This is a genomic window from Streptomyces sp. NPDC050743, from assembly GCF_044456925.1.
Classification (GTDB): domain Bacteria; phylum Actinomycetota; class Actinomycetes; order Streptomycetales; family Streptomycetaceae; genus Streptomyces.
Genome location: NZ_JBITGJ010000033.1, coordinates 72049 through 87902 on the forward strand (window position 1 = coordinate 72049; position 15854 = coordinate 87902).

Genomic DNA, 15854 nt, shown 5'->3' on the forward strand with positions numbered 1-15854 from the left:
AGGTCACCGCGTCTGTGCGGACGGGCCCAGTACGGACTTCAGCGCTGCGGCGGTCGCTACGGCGTCCGTGTGCACGATCCCCGTGAGACCCGCGCGTTCGGCGGCGCTGATGTTCTGCTCCAGGTCGTCCACCATCACCGCGTCCAGCGGGCGGACGCCCAGCCGTTCGCAGGCGATCTCGTAGGCCCGGCGCGAGGGTTTGCGGACGCCTGTCTCTCCCGAGACGGTGACGGCGTCGAACATGGCCGGCAGGTCGAAACCGGCGTAGCAGTCGTCGCCGAGCGAGTTGGACAGCAGCCCGACGCGATACCCGGCGTCCCTCACCCGCGCGACGAGCTCGATCATGGCGCGGTCGGGCTGCATGGCGTTCTGGATCCGGCCTACGATGCCCGGCTCGGCAGGGTCGATCGCCACTCCGTGGGCACGGAGCCGCTCGGCGAAGCCCCGCTCGAACTCCAGCTCGCCGATCCGGCCCTCCTCGTGTGCCGCGAGCAGGGCGCCGCTCGCCCTGTCCCGGGCCAGGAGCCGCAGCGGCAGCCGTGGATCACAGCCCAGGTCGGCCCCCAGCCGCTCGAAGGCCGCGAGCACGCTGGTGGTGAGCACCCCTCCGAAGTCGAACAGGACGGCGGTGCGGGTCCCGGACGGCGCCATGTGACCTCCTCGTCCCGTCGGTGCGCGGGGCCACAACCCTGTATAGTTGAATCCAACGTCAAGTTCAATACTCTCAAGTCCCCGTTGAGCAGGCCCATTCGGCTCAACGGGATCAGCCGATTGGCGGTGTGGTGGCACATGACGACGAAGGCTTCACGCGCGGACTGGGAGCGCCTCGAGCCGCGTGATGTCGCGACGAACGGCATCACCCTGCGCGTCTTCGAGCACGGCGAGCCCAGGCCCGGCACACCGCCCGTCGTACTGTGCCACGGCTTCCCGGAGCTCGCCTTCTCCTGGCGCCATCAGGTCTTCGCACTGGCCGATGCCGGATACCGGGTCCTCGCGCCCGACATGCGCGGCTACGGAGGAAGCTCACGGCCGCAGGACGTCGAGGCCTACGACGTGGTGAACCTGTGCGCCGACCTCGCGGGCCTCCTGGACGACGTGGGCGCCGAGGACGCGGTCTTCGTGGGACACGACTGGGGGGCGAGCGTCGTCTGGCACATGGCCTGGCTGCACCCCGAACGGGTGCGTGCCGTGGTCGGCATGAGCGTCCCCGCCACCCCGCGCTCGCCCGTCCCGCCGCTGCCCGTCCTTCGTTCGCGTCTGGGCGACGACTTCTACATGGTCTGGTTCCAGGAGCCCGGAGTCGCGGACCGGGCGCTGGCGCGGAACGTCCGCAGGACCCTCGTCGCACGGGAGATCTACTCCGCCGAATGGGCGTCCCGCGACGAGGCGGAACTCGCGCCGCCGCCGTGGCTCGGCGAGGACGAGCTGGCCTATTACGTCGAGACGTTCGAGGAGACCGGTTTCACGGGCGGCCTCAACTACTACCGCGCCATGGACCGCAACTGGGCGCTGACCCGCGAGCTGGAGGGCCGCCCCATCACACGACCGTCCTTCTTCCTCACCGGCTCCCGGGATCCCGTCGCCCGGTTCATGCCCGCCGAAGGCCTGGGGACGGTCCTCACCGACCTGCGTGAGCACGTCGTGCTGGAGGGTGCCGGTCACTGGGTCCAGCAGGAGCGGCCCGAGGAGGTCAACGCGGCGCTGCTCCGGTTCCTGGGATCCCTCGGCCCGGGAGCGTGAGGCGGCTGCCGGGGCCGATCCGCCCGGCGGCGACTATCATCGGCTGCCACCTGCATGCGAACGACGGCGAATGGACTGCATTGGCTTCCCAGGCCCCGGCTCATGACGGCTCCCGGCAACCGCTCGCCCCGCGCAGCCCACGGGGCGAGCGCACGCGCAACGCGCTCATCGCCGCGGCGCGCGAGGTCTTCGAGCGCGACGGCTATCTCGACGCCCGGATCACCGACATCACCGCGGCCGCCCATGTCGCGTCCGGCTCGTTCTACACCTACTTCAACGACAAAGAGGACGTCTTCCGGGCGCTCGTGGAGATCGTGCAGGAGGAGATGCTCCACCCGCACCTGCGCGAGCGCACCGGCATCACGGACACCCGGCAGCTCATCGACGCGGCCAACCGTGACTATCTGCGCTCCTACAAGAAGAACGCGCGCCTGATGGCCCTGTTCGAGCAGGTCGCCCACATCGACGACAACTTCCGGGCGCTGCGCATCGAACGCGGCAACGCCTTCGCGCGGCGCAACGCCAAGATGATCCGCGCCCTGCAGGACGACGGCGAGGCCGACCCCACGCTCGATCCGCTGGTGACGGCCCACGCCCTGTCCGGCATGGTGAGCCGCATGGCCTACAGCGTGTTCGTGCTCGGGCAGCGCATCCCCTTCGAACGGCTGGTGACCACGCTCAACAAGATCTGGGAGAACGCACTCCAGCTGAAGCCCGCCGGCCCCGAATAGGCCCGGCGAGCGACAGCACGGCGCCTCAGTACTTCTTCGCGCCGGCCGTGATCGCCTGCCGTATGCGGTGGTAGGTGCCGCACCGGCAGACGTTGCGGATCTCGTCGAGGTCGGCCTCGGTGATCTCCCGGCCCTCCTCGCGGGCCTGGCGGACCTTGGCGACGGCGGTCATGATCTGACCGGGCTGGCAGTAGCCGCACTGGGCGACGTCGTACTCCAGCCAGGCCTCCTGCATGGGGTGCAGGTCCTCGCCGACCGTGCCGGGCAGGCCCTCGATGGTGGTGATCTCGTCATCGGTGCCGATGTCCTTCACCAGCACCGAACAGGGGTTGAACGCCTTGCCGTTGATGTGGCTGGTGCAGGCCTGGCAGACGCCCAGCCCGCAGCCGTACTTGGGTCCGGTGACGCCGAGGACGTCTCTGAGCACCCACAGCAGCCGGACGTCGTCCTCGATGTCGACGGTCACCCGCTTGCCGTTGAGGATGAAGGTGTGTTCGGGCACGGGGGTCTCCTAGAAGGCGCGGTCGAGGCCGTCGGTGGGGGACGCGGGGATCGGCGGCGTGGTGGGCAGCGGCTCGAAGCCGAGCGGTCCGCCGTGATTGAGCGGGAAGCTCGTCGGCATGGTGCCGGTGGCGCGGCCGTAGGCGCAGGCCACGGCGGCGGCCGCACCCGCCACGGCCAGCTCGCCCGCACCGCCGGGCTGTCCGGTGGTCGGCGGCATGACGACGATCTCCAGCTCGGGCGGGGTGTTCCACTGCCGGGTGTAGAAGTAGTTGTCCCAGCTTCCTTCCAGGAAGTGGCCGTGGTCGAGATGGAGGCCGGAGCTGAGGGTGATCGCGATGCCGTCCATGATGCCGCCCATCATCTGCGCCTCGAGACCGCGCGGGTTGACCGCCAGACCCACGTCGACGGCGCACACGACCTTGGTCACGCGCGGGCCGGTGTAGGCGTCGCGGACCGTGCGGCCGGTGGTCTCCGGGCGGCAGTCGATCTCGGCCAGGACGGCGACGCAGGCGTGGTACTCGGGATGCAGCGCGATACCCTGCGCCGTACCGGCGGGCATGGCCCGGCCCCAGTTCCCGACGTCGGCCACCTTGTCGAGGACGGCCCGCGCCCGCTCGTCCTTGAGGAAGTCCCGGCGGAACCGGTAGGGGTCCTTTCCCATCCTCTTGGCCAGCTCATCCACGACCAGCTCCTGCGCACAGCGGACGTTGGGCGAGTAGATGTTGCGCATCGAGCCGGTGTTGAAGCCCTTGTCGGTCTCCCCCAGCACCTGGGTGACGACACCGAAGTCGTACGGGGTCTGCTGGCTGAGCGCGAAGATCGTCTCGGAGAAGGTGAGATCGCCGACGGGCAGCCGCGCGGCCTGCGCGGTGATGATCTCGCCGACGCCGTGGCCGAAGTCGGTGGCGACGGAGGTGTGCCGCTGGTCGTAGGTGAGCACTTGGCCGAGCGCGTAGGTGGCGCGCACCCGCGAGGTGGCCATCGGGTGGGTGCGGCCCTGCCGGAAGTCGTCGGTGCGGTGCCACATGAGCTTGACCGGCTTGCCCATCGCCTTGGAGATCTCGGCGGCCTCGGCGGCGGCGTCGTGGAAGAGTTTCCGCCCGAAGGAACCGCCGCCCTCGGTGACATGGACCCGCACCGCGGAGACCGGCAGTCCCAGCTTCAGCGCGATCTGTTCCTGGGCGGTGATCGGGGACTTCAGGCTCCCCCAGATCTCGGCCGAGTCCTCTCGTACGTCGGCGATGGCGCAGTTGGTCTCCAGCGCGCTGTTGCTCGCGAAGTGGAAGGTGAACCGGGCGTCGACCGACTTCGTCAGCAAGCCCAGGGCGGGAAGCGGGAGTTCGGCCTCGCGGAGTTCGTCGCGGACGGTGTCGTCGCTGTGCGCGTCGGCCGTTCCGGGGCCCCAGGTGACCTTCAGCGCGCGCACGGCGTCGATGCACTGACCGAACGTACGGCCCCGGACGGCGACTCCGGTGGAGACGGCCACGACGTCCGTGATGCCGGGCATCGCCCGCACCTCGGCCGGGTTGTCCACCGAGCGCACAGTGCCGTTGATCGTCGGCGGCCGGCACACCATCGTCGGCAGGGCGTCGGGGATGTGCAGGTCCATGGCGAACTTCTTGCGTCCGGTCACCGCGTCCCGCGCGTCGATGCGTCGCTGCGCGGTGCCGATGACGGCGAACTCCGCGGCCTCCTTGAGGGCGACCGACACCTGACTGGAGGTCACCGCAGCCGCCTTCTCGGCGAGTTCACCGTAGGTGAGACTGCGTCCGGTGGCCGAGGAGGTGATGACCCCGGCCTTGGCGGTCAGGGTGCCCAGGGCCTCCCCCAGCTCCAGGGCCGCCGCCCGCAACAACCGGCCCCGGGCCACCGCGGCGGCGACCCGGATCGGTGTGAACGTCGAGATGGTGGTGTTGGAGCCACCGGTGAGCTGGTTGAACAGCAACTCCGGGCGCGCGTCCGCGAGCGTGACCCGGACCCGATCCAGCGGCAGGTCCAGTTCCTCGGCGATCAGCATGGCGCTGGACGTCGTGATGCCCTGCCCGACCTCCGCCCGGGGCAGCCCGAAGGAGGCCGTGCCGTCGCTGTCGATCCGGATCGTGATCAGGTTCGCCGTCGGCAGTGCCGCGTCGGTGAGCATGTCGTTGAGGTCGTAGATCTCCGCCGGACCCGGCACGGAGGGGACGACGGCCGCCGCCTCCTCGGGTGCGAGCACGGCCTCACCGAGTTCGGCGGCCACGGTCAGGGTCGAGGCGGCCAGCACGTACCCGAGGAATCTCCGGCGCCCCATCCCGGCCGTACCGGGTGCGTGCCCCCAGTTGTCCATGCGATCTCCTTCGATCCGCCACGACTTGTGCACATGCCCGATCCGCTTGAGTACGGTGAGACACGCCGCCGGTGATTCCACCGCTCGGAACGGGTTTCGGCCATAGGCGGGGGGCGGGAAAAGGCGACGCGGGGCTGTGCCGGCGCACAGTCCCGCCGGACTACACTGCGCCCGTGACGACGCAGCCGATGGCCGCCGACCGGATCGTCGAACTGGTCGGCCGCCTGCTGACCGAGGTGGACCGGCTCGCGGAGGACCTCACCGACGAGATCCTCGGAGGCGAGCACTCGTACGCCGAGAGCACGCCGCTCGTCCGGGACCAGTTGCGCACCGTGGTGCGCGACAACCTGACCACGATGTTCGCGGCGCTGCAGGGGCGGCCCACGACGCTTCAGGCGCCCCGCGCCGCCGGACGGCTGAAGGCGGCACAGGGCGTCCCGCTGGCCGCACTGCTGCACGCCTACCGGCTGGCCGGCCGTTTCGTCTGGGACCGGCTGCTCGCGACCGCCGTGGACGAGGAGAGCACCGTCCAGCTGCTGCACATGGCCTCCGACATCTGGGCGGCCATCGACGACTACTCCAGTGCGGCCGCCGACGCCTACCGGGCCGCCGTCGAGGAACAGTCGCGTCGGGACACCACGGCCCGGAGCATGATGCTCACCACCCTGCTGGACGGCAGGGCGGGTACCAGCGCGAGCGCCTGGGAGATCGCGCGGGTCCTGGACCTCGACCGGCAGGGCCCCTTCCTGGTGGTCTGCGCCGAGGTCCACGACGGGGTCGAGCCCCTGCCCAGCGTGCGAAGCCGGCTGGGTGCCGCCGGAATCGGCTCCGAGTGGATCCAGCCGATAGGCGCCTGGGTGGGCCTGCTGTCCCTCCCCAACGAGCAGGCAGTCGCGCATGCGGTCGACCGCCTGTCCGACATCGCGCTGTCCCGGGTCGGGGTCAGCCGCGCCTTCACCTCGCCCGTGAACGCCCCGGCGGCCTGGCGGCAGGCCCAACTCGCCGTGCAGTGCCTGCCGCACGACACGGGCGGCACCCATCTCTACGGCAGCGCGCCGGTGTCGCTCCTGGCGGCCGCCGCCCCCGACATGGCGCAGGAGGTCGCCCGGGCGGTCCTCGGCCGGCTTCTCTCCCTGCCCCCGCAGGAACAGGTGACCCTGCTGGAGACCCTGCACGCCTGGTTCGCCTGCGGCGGGTCGACGACGGCGGCGGCCGGCCGCCTGCACTGCCACCGCAACACGGTCCTGTACCGCCTCAACCGCATCGCCGAGCTGACCGGCCGCCGCACCACCGACGCGGAGGCCTCCGCCGAGCTGTACATCGCCCTCGAGGCCGTACGCCAGAGTGGGCGGCCGGGCTCGGGCGACAGGCGCGGCACGCCGGACTGAGCCCGGCCTTCCCCACCACGCGCGCGCGGACGACGAGCGGCCCGGTGCCGTCGGCGGCGCGCGTGGTGGGCCGTCACAGGATGCGGGGACGTAGCGGACGGGCCGCCGCTGCCTCGCCAGTCGGCGGTGCGGTCCACGGTCGGCCGCAGGTTCATGTCTGGCCGGCTCGTCGGGTCCACCCCTCCCGCCGTGCGAAAAGGAAGTGCGCGCCTTCGGGCCGGTCAGGTACGTTCCTGCCTGTTCGAAGGGGGACCCGAAGTGGCGAAGCTGAACCAGATCATCGCTGTCGAGAAGGGTGTCAAGAGCAAGTCGCTCCAGGACATCACCGCGGCGCACCACAAGGTGCAGAAGCCGGCACTGCTGGCCGGTATCTCGCGTACGTACCAGCCGAAGGACGAGGAGGGCGAGCAGCTGCCGCCGGAGTCCACGCGGGTACAGGTGCAGGCGGAGGACGTGTTGCGGGAGATGTCCGCGTCGCTCACCCGGCTCTTCGACGTGACCGCCACCAAGGACTGGGCGAACTGCACCGCCCGCGCGGACGTCACGGTCGACGGCCGGACGATCCTCACCGACGTCCCGGTCAGCTATCTCCTCTTCCTGGAGAAGCAGCTCACCGACCTGCACACGTTCGTCAGGAAGCTCCCCACCCTCGATGCCGCCGAGTCCTGGTCGCACGACCCGTCCACGGACTGGTGGAAGACGGACGCGGTGCGCACGATCCGCACCAAGAAGGTGCCGCGCAACCATGTCAAGGCGGAGGCCACCGACAAGCACCCGGCGCAGGTCGAGGTGTACTACGAGGACGTGCCCATCGGGTACTGGACGACCGTGAAGTTCTCCGGAGCGCTCCCGGCGCGGCGGGTGAACGAGCTGGTGGAGCGCGTCGAGAAGCTCCAGCAGGCGGTGAAGTTCGCCCGCGAGGAGGCCAACGGCGCCGAGGTCACCGACCAGCGGGTCGGCGCCGCGGTGTTCGGCTACCTGCTCGGCTGACGCCGGCCACGGGTGGCATCCACAATCGCCCCCGCGTGCGAGCGCGGGGGTGCGCAACAGGCGCGGGCCGGATTGAGGCCTGGTCCGCGTGATGAGCGCAAGCTGACACTGAAGTTCAGCCTGAAGACACGGTGACAGTGAAGGTTCGAGTCCTTCCCCCGGCACAGTACGTGCGACGAGCCGGGGTAGCCCAACATGGCAGAGGCAGCCGCGGTCAATCTCAGACTCTCGCTCCAGTCTCAGCATCGCCGCCGATCGCCGGATCGACCGAGGCCGGGCTGACGCCGTCGGATGCGAGTTCGAATCTCGCCTGCAGCTCTGACGTGCTGCGGTAGTTCAAAGGAAGAACACGACGGCATGATGACTGATCCGTCCTCTTAAACGCCGCCGGCGTGCGCAATTGGGTGGCAACCCCAGGGGCCCGGGAGCTGGATACGACTCCCGGGCCCCGCCACGTTTCCCCGTGCGGCCTGCCGCGTTTTCTCGACCCGTGCCGCCGGGGCCATTCGGAGGCGTTGTGGTGGCGGCCGCCGCGGCGCGCCCGCACGCTGGGGAGGGGTAGGACGAGTCGCCGCGCACGGGGCGCCGGCAATGCTCTGGGAGGACCGTGTGACCGCTTCGTCGCCCGCCGCCGAGACACCGCCAGCCCGGTACGACGACCTGCGGGCCCTGGTGATCAACTGCACCCTCAAGCGCTCGCCGGAGACCAGCAACACCCAGGGCCTGGTCGAGCGCTGCACCGCCATCATGGACGCGCAGGGGGTGCACGTCGACGTCGTACGCGCGGTGGACCATGCCATCGCCACGGGGGTCTGGCCCGACATGCGGGAGCACGGCTGGGAGACGGACGCCTGGCCGGACCTGTACCGGCAGGTCCTGGCGGCCGACATCCTGGTGCTCGCCGGGCCCATCTGGCTCGGCGACAACAGCTCCGTGATGAAGCAGGTGATCGAGCGCCTCTATGCGTGCTCCAGCCTGCTCAACGAGGCGGGCCAGTACGCGTACTACGGCCGCGTGGGCGGCTGTCTGATCACCGGCAACGAGGACGGCGTCAAGCACTGCGCCATGAACGTCCTCTACAGCCTGCAGCACCTGGGTTACACCATCCCTCCCCAGGCGGACGCCGGATGGATCGGCGAGGCGGGCCCCGGCCCCTCCTATCTCGACCCCGGCTCGGGCGGCCCGGAGAACGACTTCACCAACCGCAACACCACCTTCATGACCTGGAATCTGCTCCACCTCGCCCGTGCCTTGAAGGACCTGGGCGGCATTCCCGCCTACGGCAACCAGCGCACCGCATGGGACGCCGGCTGCCGACGCGACTACGAGAACCCCGAGCACCGGTAGGCGTGCCCCTGCCCGATGATCCTGCGAGTGGCCGGTCCGGCCGCGGATCCCCTGCGACGGCGTGCCTCTACTTCGGCGGCAGACTCGCCGCGAAGGCGTGGCCCTCACCGATCCACCGGCCGAGCACGTCGTCCTCCGTGACAGCGGAGCCCGCGACCACGACCCAGCCGCGCATCGGGCGACCGGTCATGTCGAAGGTCCGCGAACCCGGCCGGGCCAGAGCCGCGTCCATGGCTTCGGAGCCGACCCGGACGATGAGGTCGTCGCCGGTCACGCCGACGGCCATGTTGCCGCGGTGGAGGAACCCGATGCCACCGAACATCCGCTTCTCGGTGATCCCAGGGTCCGTACCCAGCCGCTCCCGGATGCGCTCGGCCAGCCCTTCGTCGTACGCCATCACGCGTCCCCTTCCCGCCCGTTGAGCCGGCGCTCGAGGTCGCGCAGGTCCTTGGTGAGGCTGGCGCGGACCTGGCGGGCGAGCAGGGGAGCCGCGAGACGGCAGAGGCCGCCGGGTCCTCCTCGGACACGGATGCGGGCCAGGGTGCCGCGCGGGTGGGGCTCGAAGGAGTAGGTGACATGCATCGGCATCGGGCCGGCGACGGAGGTCATGTCGAGCAGCCGCGGCGGCTCATAGGCCGCCACGCGCAGGACATAGTGGATGCGCCGGGTGAGGAAGTACGCCGTACGCGTGACCTCGGCGCCCACGCCGAACCCGCCGCCGTCCGCCGGCCGGGTCAGCTCGGCCGTGCGGATCCCTTGGGTCCACTCGGCGTCGTGGCGCCAGTCCATGGCGTAGGCGGCCACCTGCCCGGGCGGTAGCGGGATCACACGCCGTACCGTCACATCGATGGCCATGGAGCCAGGATCCCAGCCGACGCCCGCGGACGCGCGCCGACGTGCCATTCCACCTGCGGCGAGTCCGACGAGACAACCGGCCGCGTTTTCCTCGCCGTTGGAGAAGAACATGATCCGGCAGGCGGCGAAGGGCGCGCCGACCGTGCGGTCAGGGACCGACGGCGGCCGTGTCCGGGCGCGCGGAGAGCAGCGACAGGCAGTTCTCCCACAGGGCTTGCAGGTGCTGGGTGTTGTTGTAGAGCTTGGCGAACAGCACCTGGCCCTCCAGCTGGGCGACGATCGACCGGGCGGCCTCATGGGTGTCGCCGACGGTGACCTCCCCACGCTCCCGGGCCTCGGCGATGACCTTCTCGACCATCTCCACCTGGGCGCCGAAGATCTGCTGCAGGCGCTCGCGGATGGGCTCGGTCTGGTTGCTCAGCTCCAGGGTGAGGTTGCCGAACATGCATCCGGAGACGGTTCCGCAGCTCTGCTGCCCCGCCCGCAGGCCGGCCTCGGTCTCCTCGAACAGCCGGCGCAGCCGCGACAGGGGCTCCCCCTCGCCCCGCAGCACCCGGGCCCAGTCACTGCGCTGGGCCTCCCAGTGCTCGTCGAGGACGGCCAGGGCGAGGGACTCCTTGGACTCGAAGAAGTAGTAGAAGCTCCCCTTGGGCACGCCGGCGGCCTTGCAGATCTCGGCGACACCCAGCGCCGAGTAGCCACGCAGCTCGATGAGCGACTGCGCGGCGGTGAGAATCTTCTCCCTCGCATCACTGGTGCGTCCCATGAGGGCAAGTGTACGACCGGTCGTCTAGTCCGAGGCGCCGTGGCTCCCGGGCGTCTGGTACGGCGCCCGGGGAGGACGCGTCAGTGGCCGGCGCTCTGGCCGCCGTCGACGTGGAGGATCTCTCCGGTGACGAACGGCGCGTTCTCGAGGTAGACGACCGCGTCGACGACGTCTCCGATCTCGCCCATCCGCCCCACCGGGTGCAGAGCGGCGAGCGTCTCGTGGGCCCCCTCCGCGTGCATGGGAGTCTGGATGATGCCGAGCGCGACGGCGTTGCTGCGGACGCCTCGGGCGGCGTACTCGATGGCCAGGGACTTGGTGGCGGACTGCAGGCCGCCCTTGGTGAGGGAGGCCAGGACCGAGGGGACCGCGGAATAGGCGTGGTCGACCAGGCTGGTGGTGATCTGGACGACGTGTCCGCCGCCCTGGCGGAGCATCTGCTCGATCGCGAGCTGGGTGATCCGGAAGAACCCGGTCAGATTCACGCCGGTGACCGTGTCGTAGTCCTCCCGCGTGTACTCGGTGAAGGGCTTGGCGACGAAGATGCCGGCGTTGTTGACCAGGCTGTCGATGCGACCGAAGCGCTCGAGCCCGGCGGCGATGACACGCTCGGCGGTCGCCGGGTCGGCGATGTCGCCCTGAACGGTGAGGACGTTCGGATCCTCGGAGGCGGCGATGCCGCGCGAGGTGGCGACGACGGCGTAACCGAGCTTGCGGTAGGCATCCACCAGCCCGGCGCCTATGCCCTGCGACGCACCGGTGATGACAACGACCTTCTGGGCAGAAACGCTCATCATGACCTTCTTTGCGAGTGATTGTCGGGACCGACTCTCTCGGCCGGTCGTCACAGTGAACCAGTAGACCGGTCGACTATCTTCCGGGACGCTTCCGGCCGCGGATCCCGCGTCAGGCCTCCGACCTGCGATAGGAGCCCGCACCTCTCAGATGGGAGGAAACACGTCTCGGAACGCTCGTGGTCCAGAGGCGTCTGTGCCCATTGTCGCCGTAAGAGAGGGTGACGGCTCGGGCAGCCAAGGCGCACTGGTAGGTTCGCCCTCTCAGCGCGCGTAGCATGGCGAGGGTGGAATTGCGCCAGTTGCGGTATTTCCTCGCGGTCGCCGAGGAGCTGAACTTCGGTCGGGCCGCAGGCCGGCTCCTGATCGCCGGCCCTTCCCTGTCCCAGCAGATCAAGGCGCTGGAACGCGACCTCGGGGTGCGCCTGTTCGACCGGGACCGCCGCTCGGTCGCCCTCACACCGGCCGGAGCAGCGCTCCTCCCGCACGCCCGCGCCCTTCTGGACAGCGCCGACGACCTGCGCCGGCGGGCGGCGAGGATGGCCGGCTCGGCGCCGGTCCGGCTCGGCTATGTCAGCTGGCTGCCCCCGGACCTCACCGCGCGGGCTTCGACCGCGGCGCATGTGCATGTCGATCCCTGGGTCGCGCCCTCGCACACGCAAGCCGCCCGGGTCGCCGAGGGCAGCCTCGACCTCGCGGTGTGCTGGGTCCGCCGCGAAGACCTGGACGCGAAGGATCTGAGCTCCCGGCTCATCGGCGCCGACCGCCTGTACGCGGTCTCCGTCGGCCAGGAGGCGGATGAGGTCCGTGCCCGGGACATCGCCGTCCTTCTGGACGCCGACGCCACCACATGGCCCTCCTGGAACGCCTACGCCCAGCAGCTGGTCCACGACACCGGCGCGCACGCGGCGCACATCTCCGACGGGGGCGTCACAGGGCCGGCGTTCTTCGATCATGTGCGCCGATCGCGCCGGCCGATTCTCAACTCACCGAAGGGCCAGTCCACTCCGCTGCCGCCCGGACTGGTCGCGCGTCCCGTGGTCGGACCCAAGGTCTACTGGACCTGGTCGCTGGTGTGGCGGCGCAGCGAGGCGCGTACGGCCGTACTGAACACGGTCGACGCGCTGACGGACGGCGTCGGCGACCTCGGCATCCACGACCCCGACGCCTGGCTTCCGGACGACGATCCGTACAAGCGGTAAGCGTGCGGCGCCGACGTGCGCTGGGAGTCCGGGCCTCTCACAGACGAGGAAACAGGTCTCGGCCCAAGCGCTCCTGACCTTTGACTCCCTCTGCCCGCCCCCCTGCGTACGAGTAGTCGACCGGTCGGCCAATCAGCGTGCCGGTCACGACATCCCGCTCCGACACGAAGGCAGAACACAGCATGCGTACCACCACCCTGAGCACCCACGGACCCGACGCCGACAACGCCGGCGGCGCGGAGGTCCAGCTTCCTCCGGCCTCCCTCGCCGACCTCGACGCCCTCCCGGCCCCCGTCGGCGCCCGCTACTGAACGCCGGCACCAACCGGCACCCCACCGCCACAAGGGCGCGGCATCCTGCCGCGCCCCAGGGAGCTGTCCGGCGCGGCGGCCCCGCCGGAGGCTTCGGCAGCCCTGGGAGACCGAGGCTCCCAGCGCGGAGGAAGCCGGTCCTGGAGTCCGCCCAGGCGGTGGGCGCAGTCTGGGCCCATGGGAAACCGACGGCGCGTCATCACGAAGCCCCGGGCAGCGGCCCGCAGTCGGTGACCGCCTCGCGCGACTTCGCCGGCCCCCGCTGTTCCGACCGATCCATCGAGCATCCCCCGAGGTTGACCGCATGACCGCAACCCATCCGCGAGACCCGGCTGCCACCGCGAAAGGCGGGACCCGTTCGCCCTGGGGCCACGTCGCGCGGGCTGCGGCCGCGCTGGCGACCGGCATGGGTGTGGGCCGCTTCGTCTACACCCCGATCCTCCCGCTGATGCACGCACAGGCCGGCCTGTCGGCCGGGGCAGGGGCGAACCTGGCCACCGCCAACTACGTCGGATACCTGGTCGGTGCTCTCGCCGGAACCTTCCTGCCGCGGCTGGTGCGTTCCGCGGCCGTGCTGCGCGGCAGCCTCCTGGCGCTGGTCGCCTCGCTGGCCGCCATGCCGCTGGCCCACTCCACCACCGTGTGGGTGCTGCTCAGGCTGGGCGCGGGAGTCTTCAGCGCGCTGATCTTCGTCATCGCGGCCAGTTCGCTGCTCAGCCATCTGCGCGACCACCCGGCCCACCTGCCCGGCTGGGCGTTCGGCGGAGTGGGCGCCGGGATCGCCCTGTCGGGCCTGCTCGTCCTGGTGCTGCGTACGGTCGGCACCTGGCGGGCCGCGTGGTGGGCCTCCGCAGCCCTTGCGGCCGCACTCACCCTCGTCGCCTGGGGCCTGCGACCCGAGCCCGCCCCCCGGTCGGCTCCGTCCGCGGCGGGAACGCGCGGGAACAAGTCCGGGCCGCGCACCCATCGCTGGTTCAGCACCCTGTTCGCGTCCTACACCTTGGAGGGCATCGGCTACATCATCGCCGGCACCTTCCTGGTCGCGGCCATCGAGCAGACCTCGCCCGGCTGGATCGGCAGCGGCGCCTGGGTGCTGGTGGGGCTGGCGGCCGTTCCGTCCTCGGCGCTGTGGGCCGCTCTGGGACGCCGATGGTCCCGCCCCGACCTGCTGCTCGCCGCGCTCGGCGTGCAGGCCGTGGGCATCGCCCTGCCCGCGCTGGTGGGCGGGGTCGCGGCCGCACTGATCTCCGCGGTGCTCTTCGGGTCGACCTTCATCGGCGTGAGCACACTGGCCCTCGCGGCCGGCGCGCACCTGCGGTTCCCGCGCGCCGTGGCGCTGCTGACCGCCGGATACTCGGTCGGCCAGATCCTCGGCCCACTGGTCGCCGCCCCCTTGCTCCACCACGGCTACCACCAGGCCCTGATCCTGGCCGCCGCCGTCGTCCTGACCGCCGCGCTCGCCGCCCTGGTCCTCCGTATCGGATTCCCGCACCACATGCCGACGCAGGGTCAGGCGGCCCGGCGACCGGACCCCGCCCCCGACCGCCGACTGGCCTCCCCCGACGCCGCCGTGGCCCGGGCGGCCGAGTGACCAACCGGTATTCGCCCGCAGAAACCCCACGAAAATGCACGCCTGTGCCGATCATCTGTAGCCGAAACTAGCCGACCGGTCTACTATTCACGGACCGGTCGTGCTGACGACCACCCCTACCGGCACTCTGGAGAACCCCCATGGCCACCCCCGTCAAGCTCGCCGTCGTCTACTACTCGTCCACCGGCACGATCACCGAGATCGCCAAGGAGCTCCGCGACTCGGGCGTCAAGGCCGGCGCCGAGGTCCGCCTGCTCAAGGTCGCCGAGCTCGCCCCCCAGGCGGCCATCGACTCCAACCCCGCGTGGGCCGCCAACCACGCCGCCACCGCGGACATCCCCGAGGCGACCCCCGAGGACATCGAGTGGGCCGACGCCGTACTCTTCGGCACCCCCACGCGCTTCGGCAACGTCTCCTCTCAGCTCAAGCAGTTCATCGACACCCTCGGCGGCCTCTGGGCCCAGGGCAAGCTGGCCGACAAGGTCTACAGCGGCTTCGTTTCCAGCGCCACCGCCCACGCCGGCCAGGAGTCGACCCTGCTGGCCCTCTACAACTCCATCCACCACTTCAGCGGCATCACCGTCAGCCCCGGCTTCACCGACCCCGCCAAGTTCACCGACGGCAACCCCTACGGCACCTCGCACGTCGATGCCCAGGGCAACAACCCCGTGGACGACACCACCCGCACCGCCGCCCGCATCCAGGCCGAGCGCGCTGTGAAGATCGCCGCTTCGCTCAAGGTCGCCGCCTGATCAACCCGCTGGACGCGGGGCCTGTCGGGGCCGCCCCGGTGGCCCCGACGGGCGGCGCCACCGCCCTCGGCGGCGTGGTGCCCCGTCCCCCCACAGATTCGAGAGAGGAATGAGCCATGAACGAGTTCCTGGTCGAGCTCACCACCACCGTGCCCGAGGGCACGGACCCCGCCGAGGTCGGCCGGCGCCGCGCCGCCGAGGCGGTCCGGGCGAAGGAGCTCGCCTCCGCAGGCCACTTGGTCCGGCTGTGGCGCCCGGTGGGCGAACTCCGCAGCATCGGTGTCTGGCGCGCCGACGACGAGGCGGATCTGCGCAAGAAGGTGCTCGCAACCCTGCCCCTGTGGCCCTGGATGACCGCGGTGGTCACCGCCCTGCAGCCGCACCCCAACGACCCAGGCCCGACCGGCCGCACCGCCTGATCCGGCGAGGCAACGCTCACCGACGGGTGCCGCCCGTGCGGCCCGTTCACCGGGTTCCTCCGAGGATGCCCCGGCCTTCAGGCCGGGGAGGAATCGGACTCCTGCGGAGCAGGGCAGGGATAGCCGGATCGCCGTCAG

At 70.8% G+C, this 15854-nt stretch carries 17 protein-coding genes; 10 read left to right on the plus strand and 7 right to left on the minus strand.

From position 1 onward, the window contains the following. Positions 1–3: 3 nt before the first annotated feature. Positions 4–651, minus strand: a complete 648-nt coding sequence (locus tag ACIBJF_RS28005; RefSeq protein ID WP_399177780.1) for an HAD family hydrolase — start codon at positions 649–651, stop codon at positions 4–6. A 138-nt stretch (positions 652–789) separates the two neighbouring features. On the opposite strand from ACIBJF_RS28005, the gene ACIBJF_RS28010 reads away from it, so the two are divergent. Together ACIBJF_RS28010 and ACIBJF_RS28015 are read left to right on the plus strand one after the other, a co-directional pair. Further along, positions 790–1740 (plus strand): alpha/beta fold hydrolase, encoded by a 951-nt coding sequence (locus ACIBJF_RS28010; protein WP_399177781.1) that lies wholly within the window; start codon positions 790–792, stop codon positions 1738–1740. An 80-nt stretch (positions 1741–1820) separates the two neighbouring features. Then, positions 1821–2471, plus strand: coding sequence for a TetR/AcrR family transcriptional regulator (locus ACIBJF_RS28015; RefSeq protein WP_399177782.1), 651 nt, complete (start codon positions 1821–1823; stop codon positions 2469–2471). A 25-nt stretch (positions 2472–2496) separates the two neighbouring features. Here the strand turns inward: ACIBJF_RS28015 and ACIBJF_RS28020 are convergent, their stop codons facing one another. Both ACIBJF_RS28020 and ACIBJF_RS28025 read right to left on the minus strand, forming a co-directional pair. Next, on the minus strand, positions 2497–2973 hold the full coding sequence (locus ACIBJF_RS28020; RefSeq protein WP_399177785.1) for a (2Fe-2S)-binding protein: 477 nt from the start codon (positions 2971–2973) through the stop codon (positions 2497–2499). A gap of 9 nt (positions 2974–2982) precedes the next feature. Then, positions 2983–5301, minus strand: coding sequence for a molybdopterin cofactor-binding domain-containing protein (locus ACIBJF_RS28025; protein ID WP_399177786.1), 2319 nt, complete (start codon positions 5299–5301; stop codon positions 2983–2985). Between the two features lie 173 nt (positions 5302–5474). Here ACIBJF_RS28025 and ACIBJF_RS28030 point away from each other — a divergent pair, with 173 nt between their 5' ends. From ACIBJF_RS28030 to ACIBJF_RS28040, 3 genes are all read left to right on the plus strand, one after another. Further along, positions 5475–6689 (plus strand): PucR family transcriptional regulator, encoded by a 1215-nt coding sequence (locus ACIBJF_RS28030; RefSeq protein WP_399177787.1) that lies wholly within the window; start codon positions 5475–5477, stop codon positions 6687–6689. Between the two features lie 258 nt (positions 6690–6947). Continuing rightward, positions 6948–7679, plus strand: coding sequence for a hypothetical protein (locus tag ACIBJF_RS28035; protein ID WP_399177789.1), 732 nt, complete (start codon positions 6948–6950; stop codon positions 7677–7679). A 591-nt stretch (positions 7680–8270) separates the two neighbouring features. Beyond that, on the plus strand, positions 8271–9026 hold the full coding sequence (locus ACIBJF_RS28040) for a flavodoxin family protein (RefSeq protein WP_399177791.1): 756 nt from the start codon (positions 8271–8273) through the stop codon (positions 9024–9026). 67 nt (positions 9027–9093) lie between these two features. Here ACIBJF_RS28040 and ACIBJF_RS28045 read toward each other — a convergent pair whose 3' ends face one another. The 4 genes from ACIBJF_RS28045 to ACIBJF_RS28060 form a co-directional block, all read right to left on the minus strand. After that, positions 9094–9423 (minus strand): TfoX/Sxy family protein, encoded by a 330-nt coding sequence (locus ACIBJF_RS28045; RefSeq protein ID WP_399177793.1) that lies wholly within the window; start codon positions 9421–9423, stop codon positions 9094–9096. Beyond that, complete coding sequence (locus ACIBJF_RS28050; RefSeq protein ID WP_399177794.1) at positions 9423–9881, minus strand: SRPBCC family protein; 459 nt, start codon at positions 9879–9881, stop codon at positions 9423–9425. The genes ACIBJF_RS28045 and ACIBJF_RS28050 overlap by 1 nt, the downstream gene beginning before the upstream one ends. Positions 9882–10029: 148 nt before the next feature. Further along, positions 10030–10647, minus strand: a complete 618-nt coding sequence (locus ACIBJF_RS28055) for a TetR/AcrR family transcriptional regulator (RefSeq protein WP_399177795.1) — start codon at positions 10645–10647, stop codon at positions 10030–10032. An 80-nt stretch (positions 10648–10727) separates the two neighbouring features. Next, positions 10728–11441, minus strand: coding sequence for an SDR family NAD(P)-dependent oxidoreductase (locus tag ACIBJF_RS28060; RefSeq protein WP_399177797.1), 714 nt, complete (start codon positions 11439–11441; stop codon positions 10728–10730). A gap of 278 nt (positions 11442–11719) precedes the next feature. Here ACIBJF_RS28060 and ACIBJF_RS28065 point away from each other — a divergent pair, with 278 nt between their 5' ends. From ACIBJF_RS28065 to ACIBJF_RS28085, 5 genes are all read left to right on the plus strand, one after another. After that, on the plus strand, positions 11720–12643 hold the full coding sequence (locus ACIBJF_RS28065; RefSeq protein ID WP_399177799.1) for a LysR family transcriptional regulator: 924 nt from the start codon (positions 11720–11722) through the stop codon (positions 12641–12643). 182 nt (positions 12644–12825) lie between these two features. Then, positions 12826–12954: a hypothetical protein gene (locus ACIBJF_RS28070; protein ID WP_399177800.1), complete on the plus strand. Its 129-nt coding sequence runs from the start codon at positions 12826–12828 to the stop codon at positions 12952–12954. A 406-nt stretch (positions 12955–13360) separates the two neighbouring features. Next, the gene (locus ACIBJF_RS28075) at positions 13361–14545 is read left to right on the plus strand and encodes a YbfB/YjiJ family MFS transporter (RefSeq protein ID WP_399177812.1); all 1185 of its coding nucleotides are present in this window, start codon (positions 13361–13363) and stop codon (positions 14543–14545) included. 140 nt (positions 14546–14685) lie between these two features. Further along, the gene (wrbA, locus tag ACIBJF_RS28080) at positions 14686–15297 is read left to right on the plus strand and encodes an NAD(P)H:quinone oxidoreductase (protein ID WP_399177802.1); all 612 of its coding nucleotides are present in this window, start codon (positions 14686–14688) and stop codon (positions 15295–15297) included. A 116-nt stretch (positions 15298–15413) separates the two neighbouring features. Then, complete coding sequence (locus ACIBJF_RS28085) at positions 15414–15716, plus strand: muconolactone Delta-isomerase family protein (protein ID WP_399177804.1); 303 nt, start codon at positions 15414–15416, stop codon at positions 15714–15716. Positions 15717–15854 lie beyond the last annotated feature (138 nt).

Coding starts and splice junctions, on each gene's coding strand:
- ACIBJF_RS28045 (WP_399177793.1), bottom strand. CDS start 9,423: ATGGCGTACGACGAAGGGCTGGCCGAGCGCATCCGGGAGCGGCTGGGT.
- ACIBJF_RS28070 (WP_399177800.1), top strand. CDS start 12,826: ATGCGTACCACCACCCTGAGCACCCACGGACCCGACGCCGACAACGCC.
- ACIBJF_RS28050 (WP_399177794.1), bottom strand. CDS start 9,881: ATGGCCATCGATGTGACGGTACGGCGTGTGATCCCGCTACCGCCCGGG.
- ACIBJF_RS28010 (WP_399177781.1), top strand. CDS start 790: ATGACGACGAAGGCTTCACGCGCGGACTGGGAGCGCCTCGAGCCGCGT.
- wrbA (WP_399177802.1), top strand. CDS start 14,686: ATGGCCACCCCCGTCAAGCTCGCCGTCGTCTACTACTCGTCCACCGGC.
- ACIBJF_RS28085 (WP_399177804.1), top strand. CDS start 15,414: ATGAACGAGTTCCTGGTCGAGCTCACCACCACCGTGCCCGAGGGCACG.
- ACIBJF_RS28055 (WP_399177795.1), bottom strand. CDS start 10,647: ATGGGACGCACCAGTGATGCGAGGGAGAAGATTCTCACCGCCGCGCAG.
- ACIBJF_RS28060 (WP_399177797.1), bottom strand. CDS start 11,441: ATGAGCGTTTCTGCCCAGAAGGTCGTTGTCATCACCGGTGCGTCGCAG.
- ACIBJF_RS28075 (WP_399177812.1), top strand. CDS start 13,361: ATGGGTGTGGGCCGCTTCGTCTACACCCCGATCCTCCCGCTGATGCAC.
- ACIBJF_RS28040 (WP_399177791.1), top strand. CDS start 8,271: ATGCTCTGGGAGGACCGTGTGACCGCTTCGTCGCCCGCCGCCGAGACA.
- ACIBJF_RS28005 (WP_399177780.1), bottom strand. CDS start 651: ATGGCGCCGTCCGGGACCCGCACCGCCGTCCTGTTCGACTTCGGAGGG.
- ACIBJF_RS28065 (WP_399177799.1), top strand. CDS start 11,720: ATGGCGAGGGTGGAATTGCGCCAGTTGCGGTATTTCCTCGCGGTCGCC.
- ACIBJF_RS28025 (WP_399177786.1), bottom strand. CDS start 5,301: ATGGACAACTGGGGGCACGCACCCGGTACGGCCGGGATGGGGCGCCGG.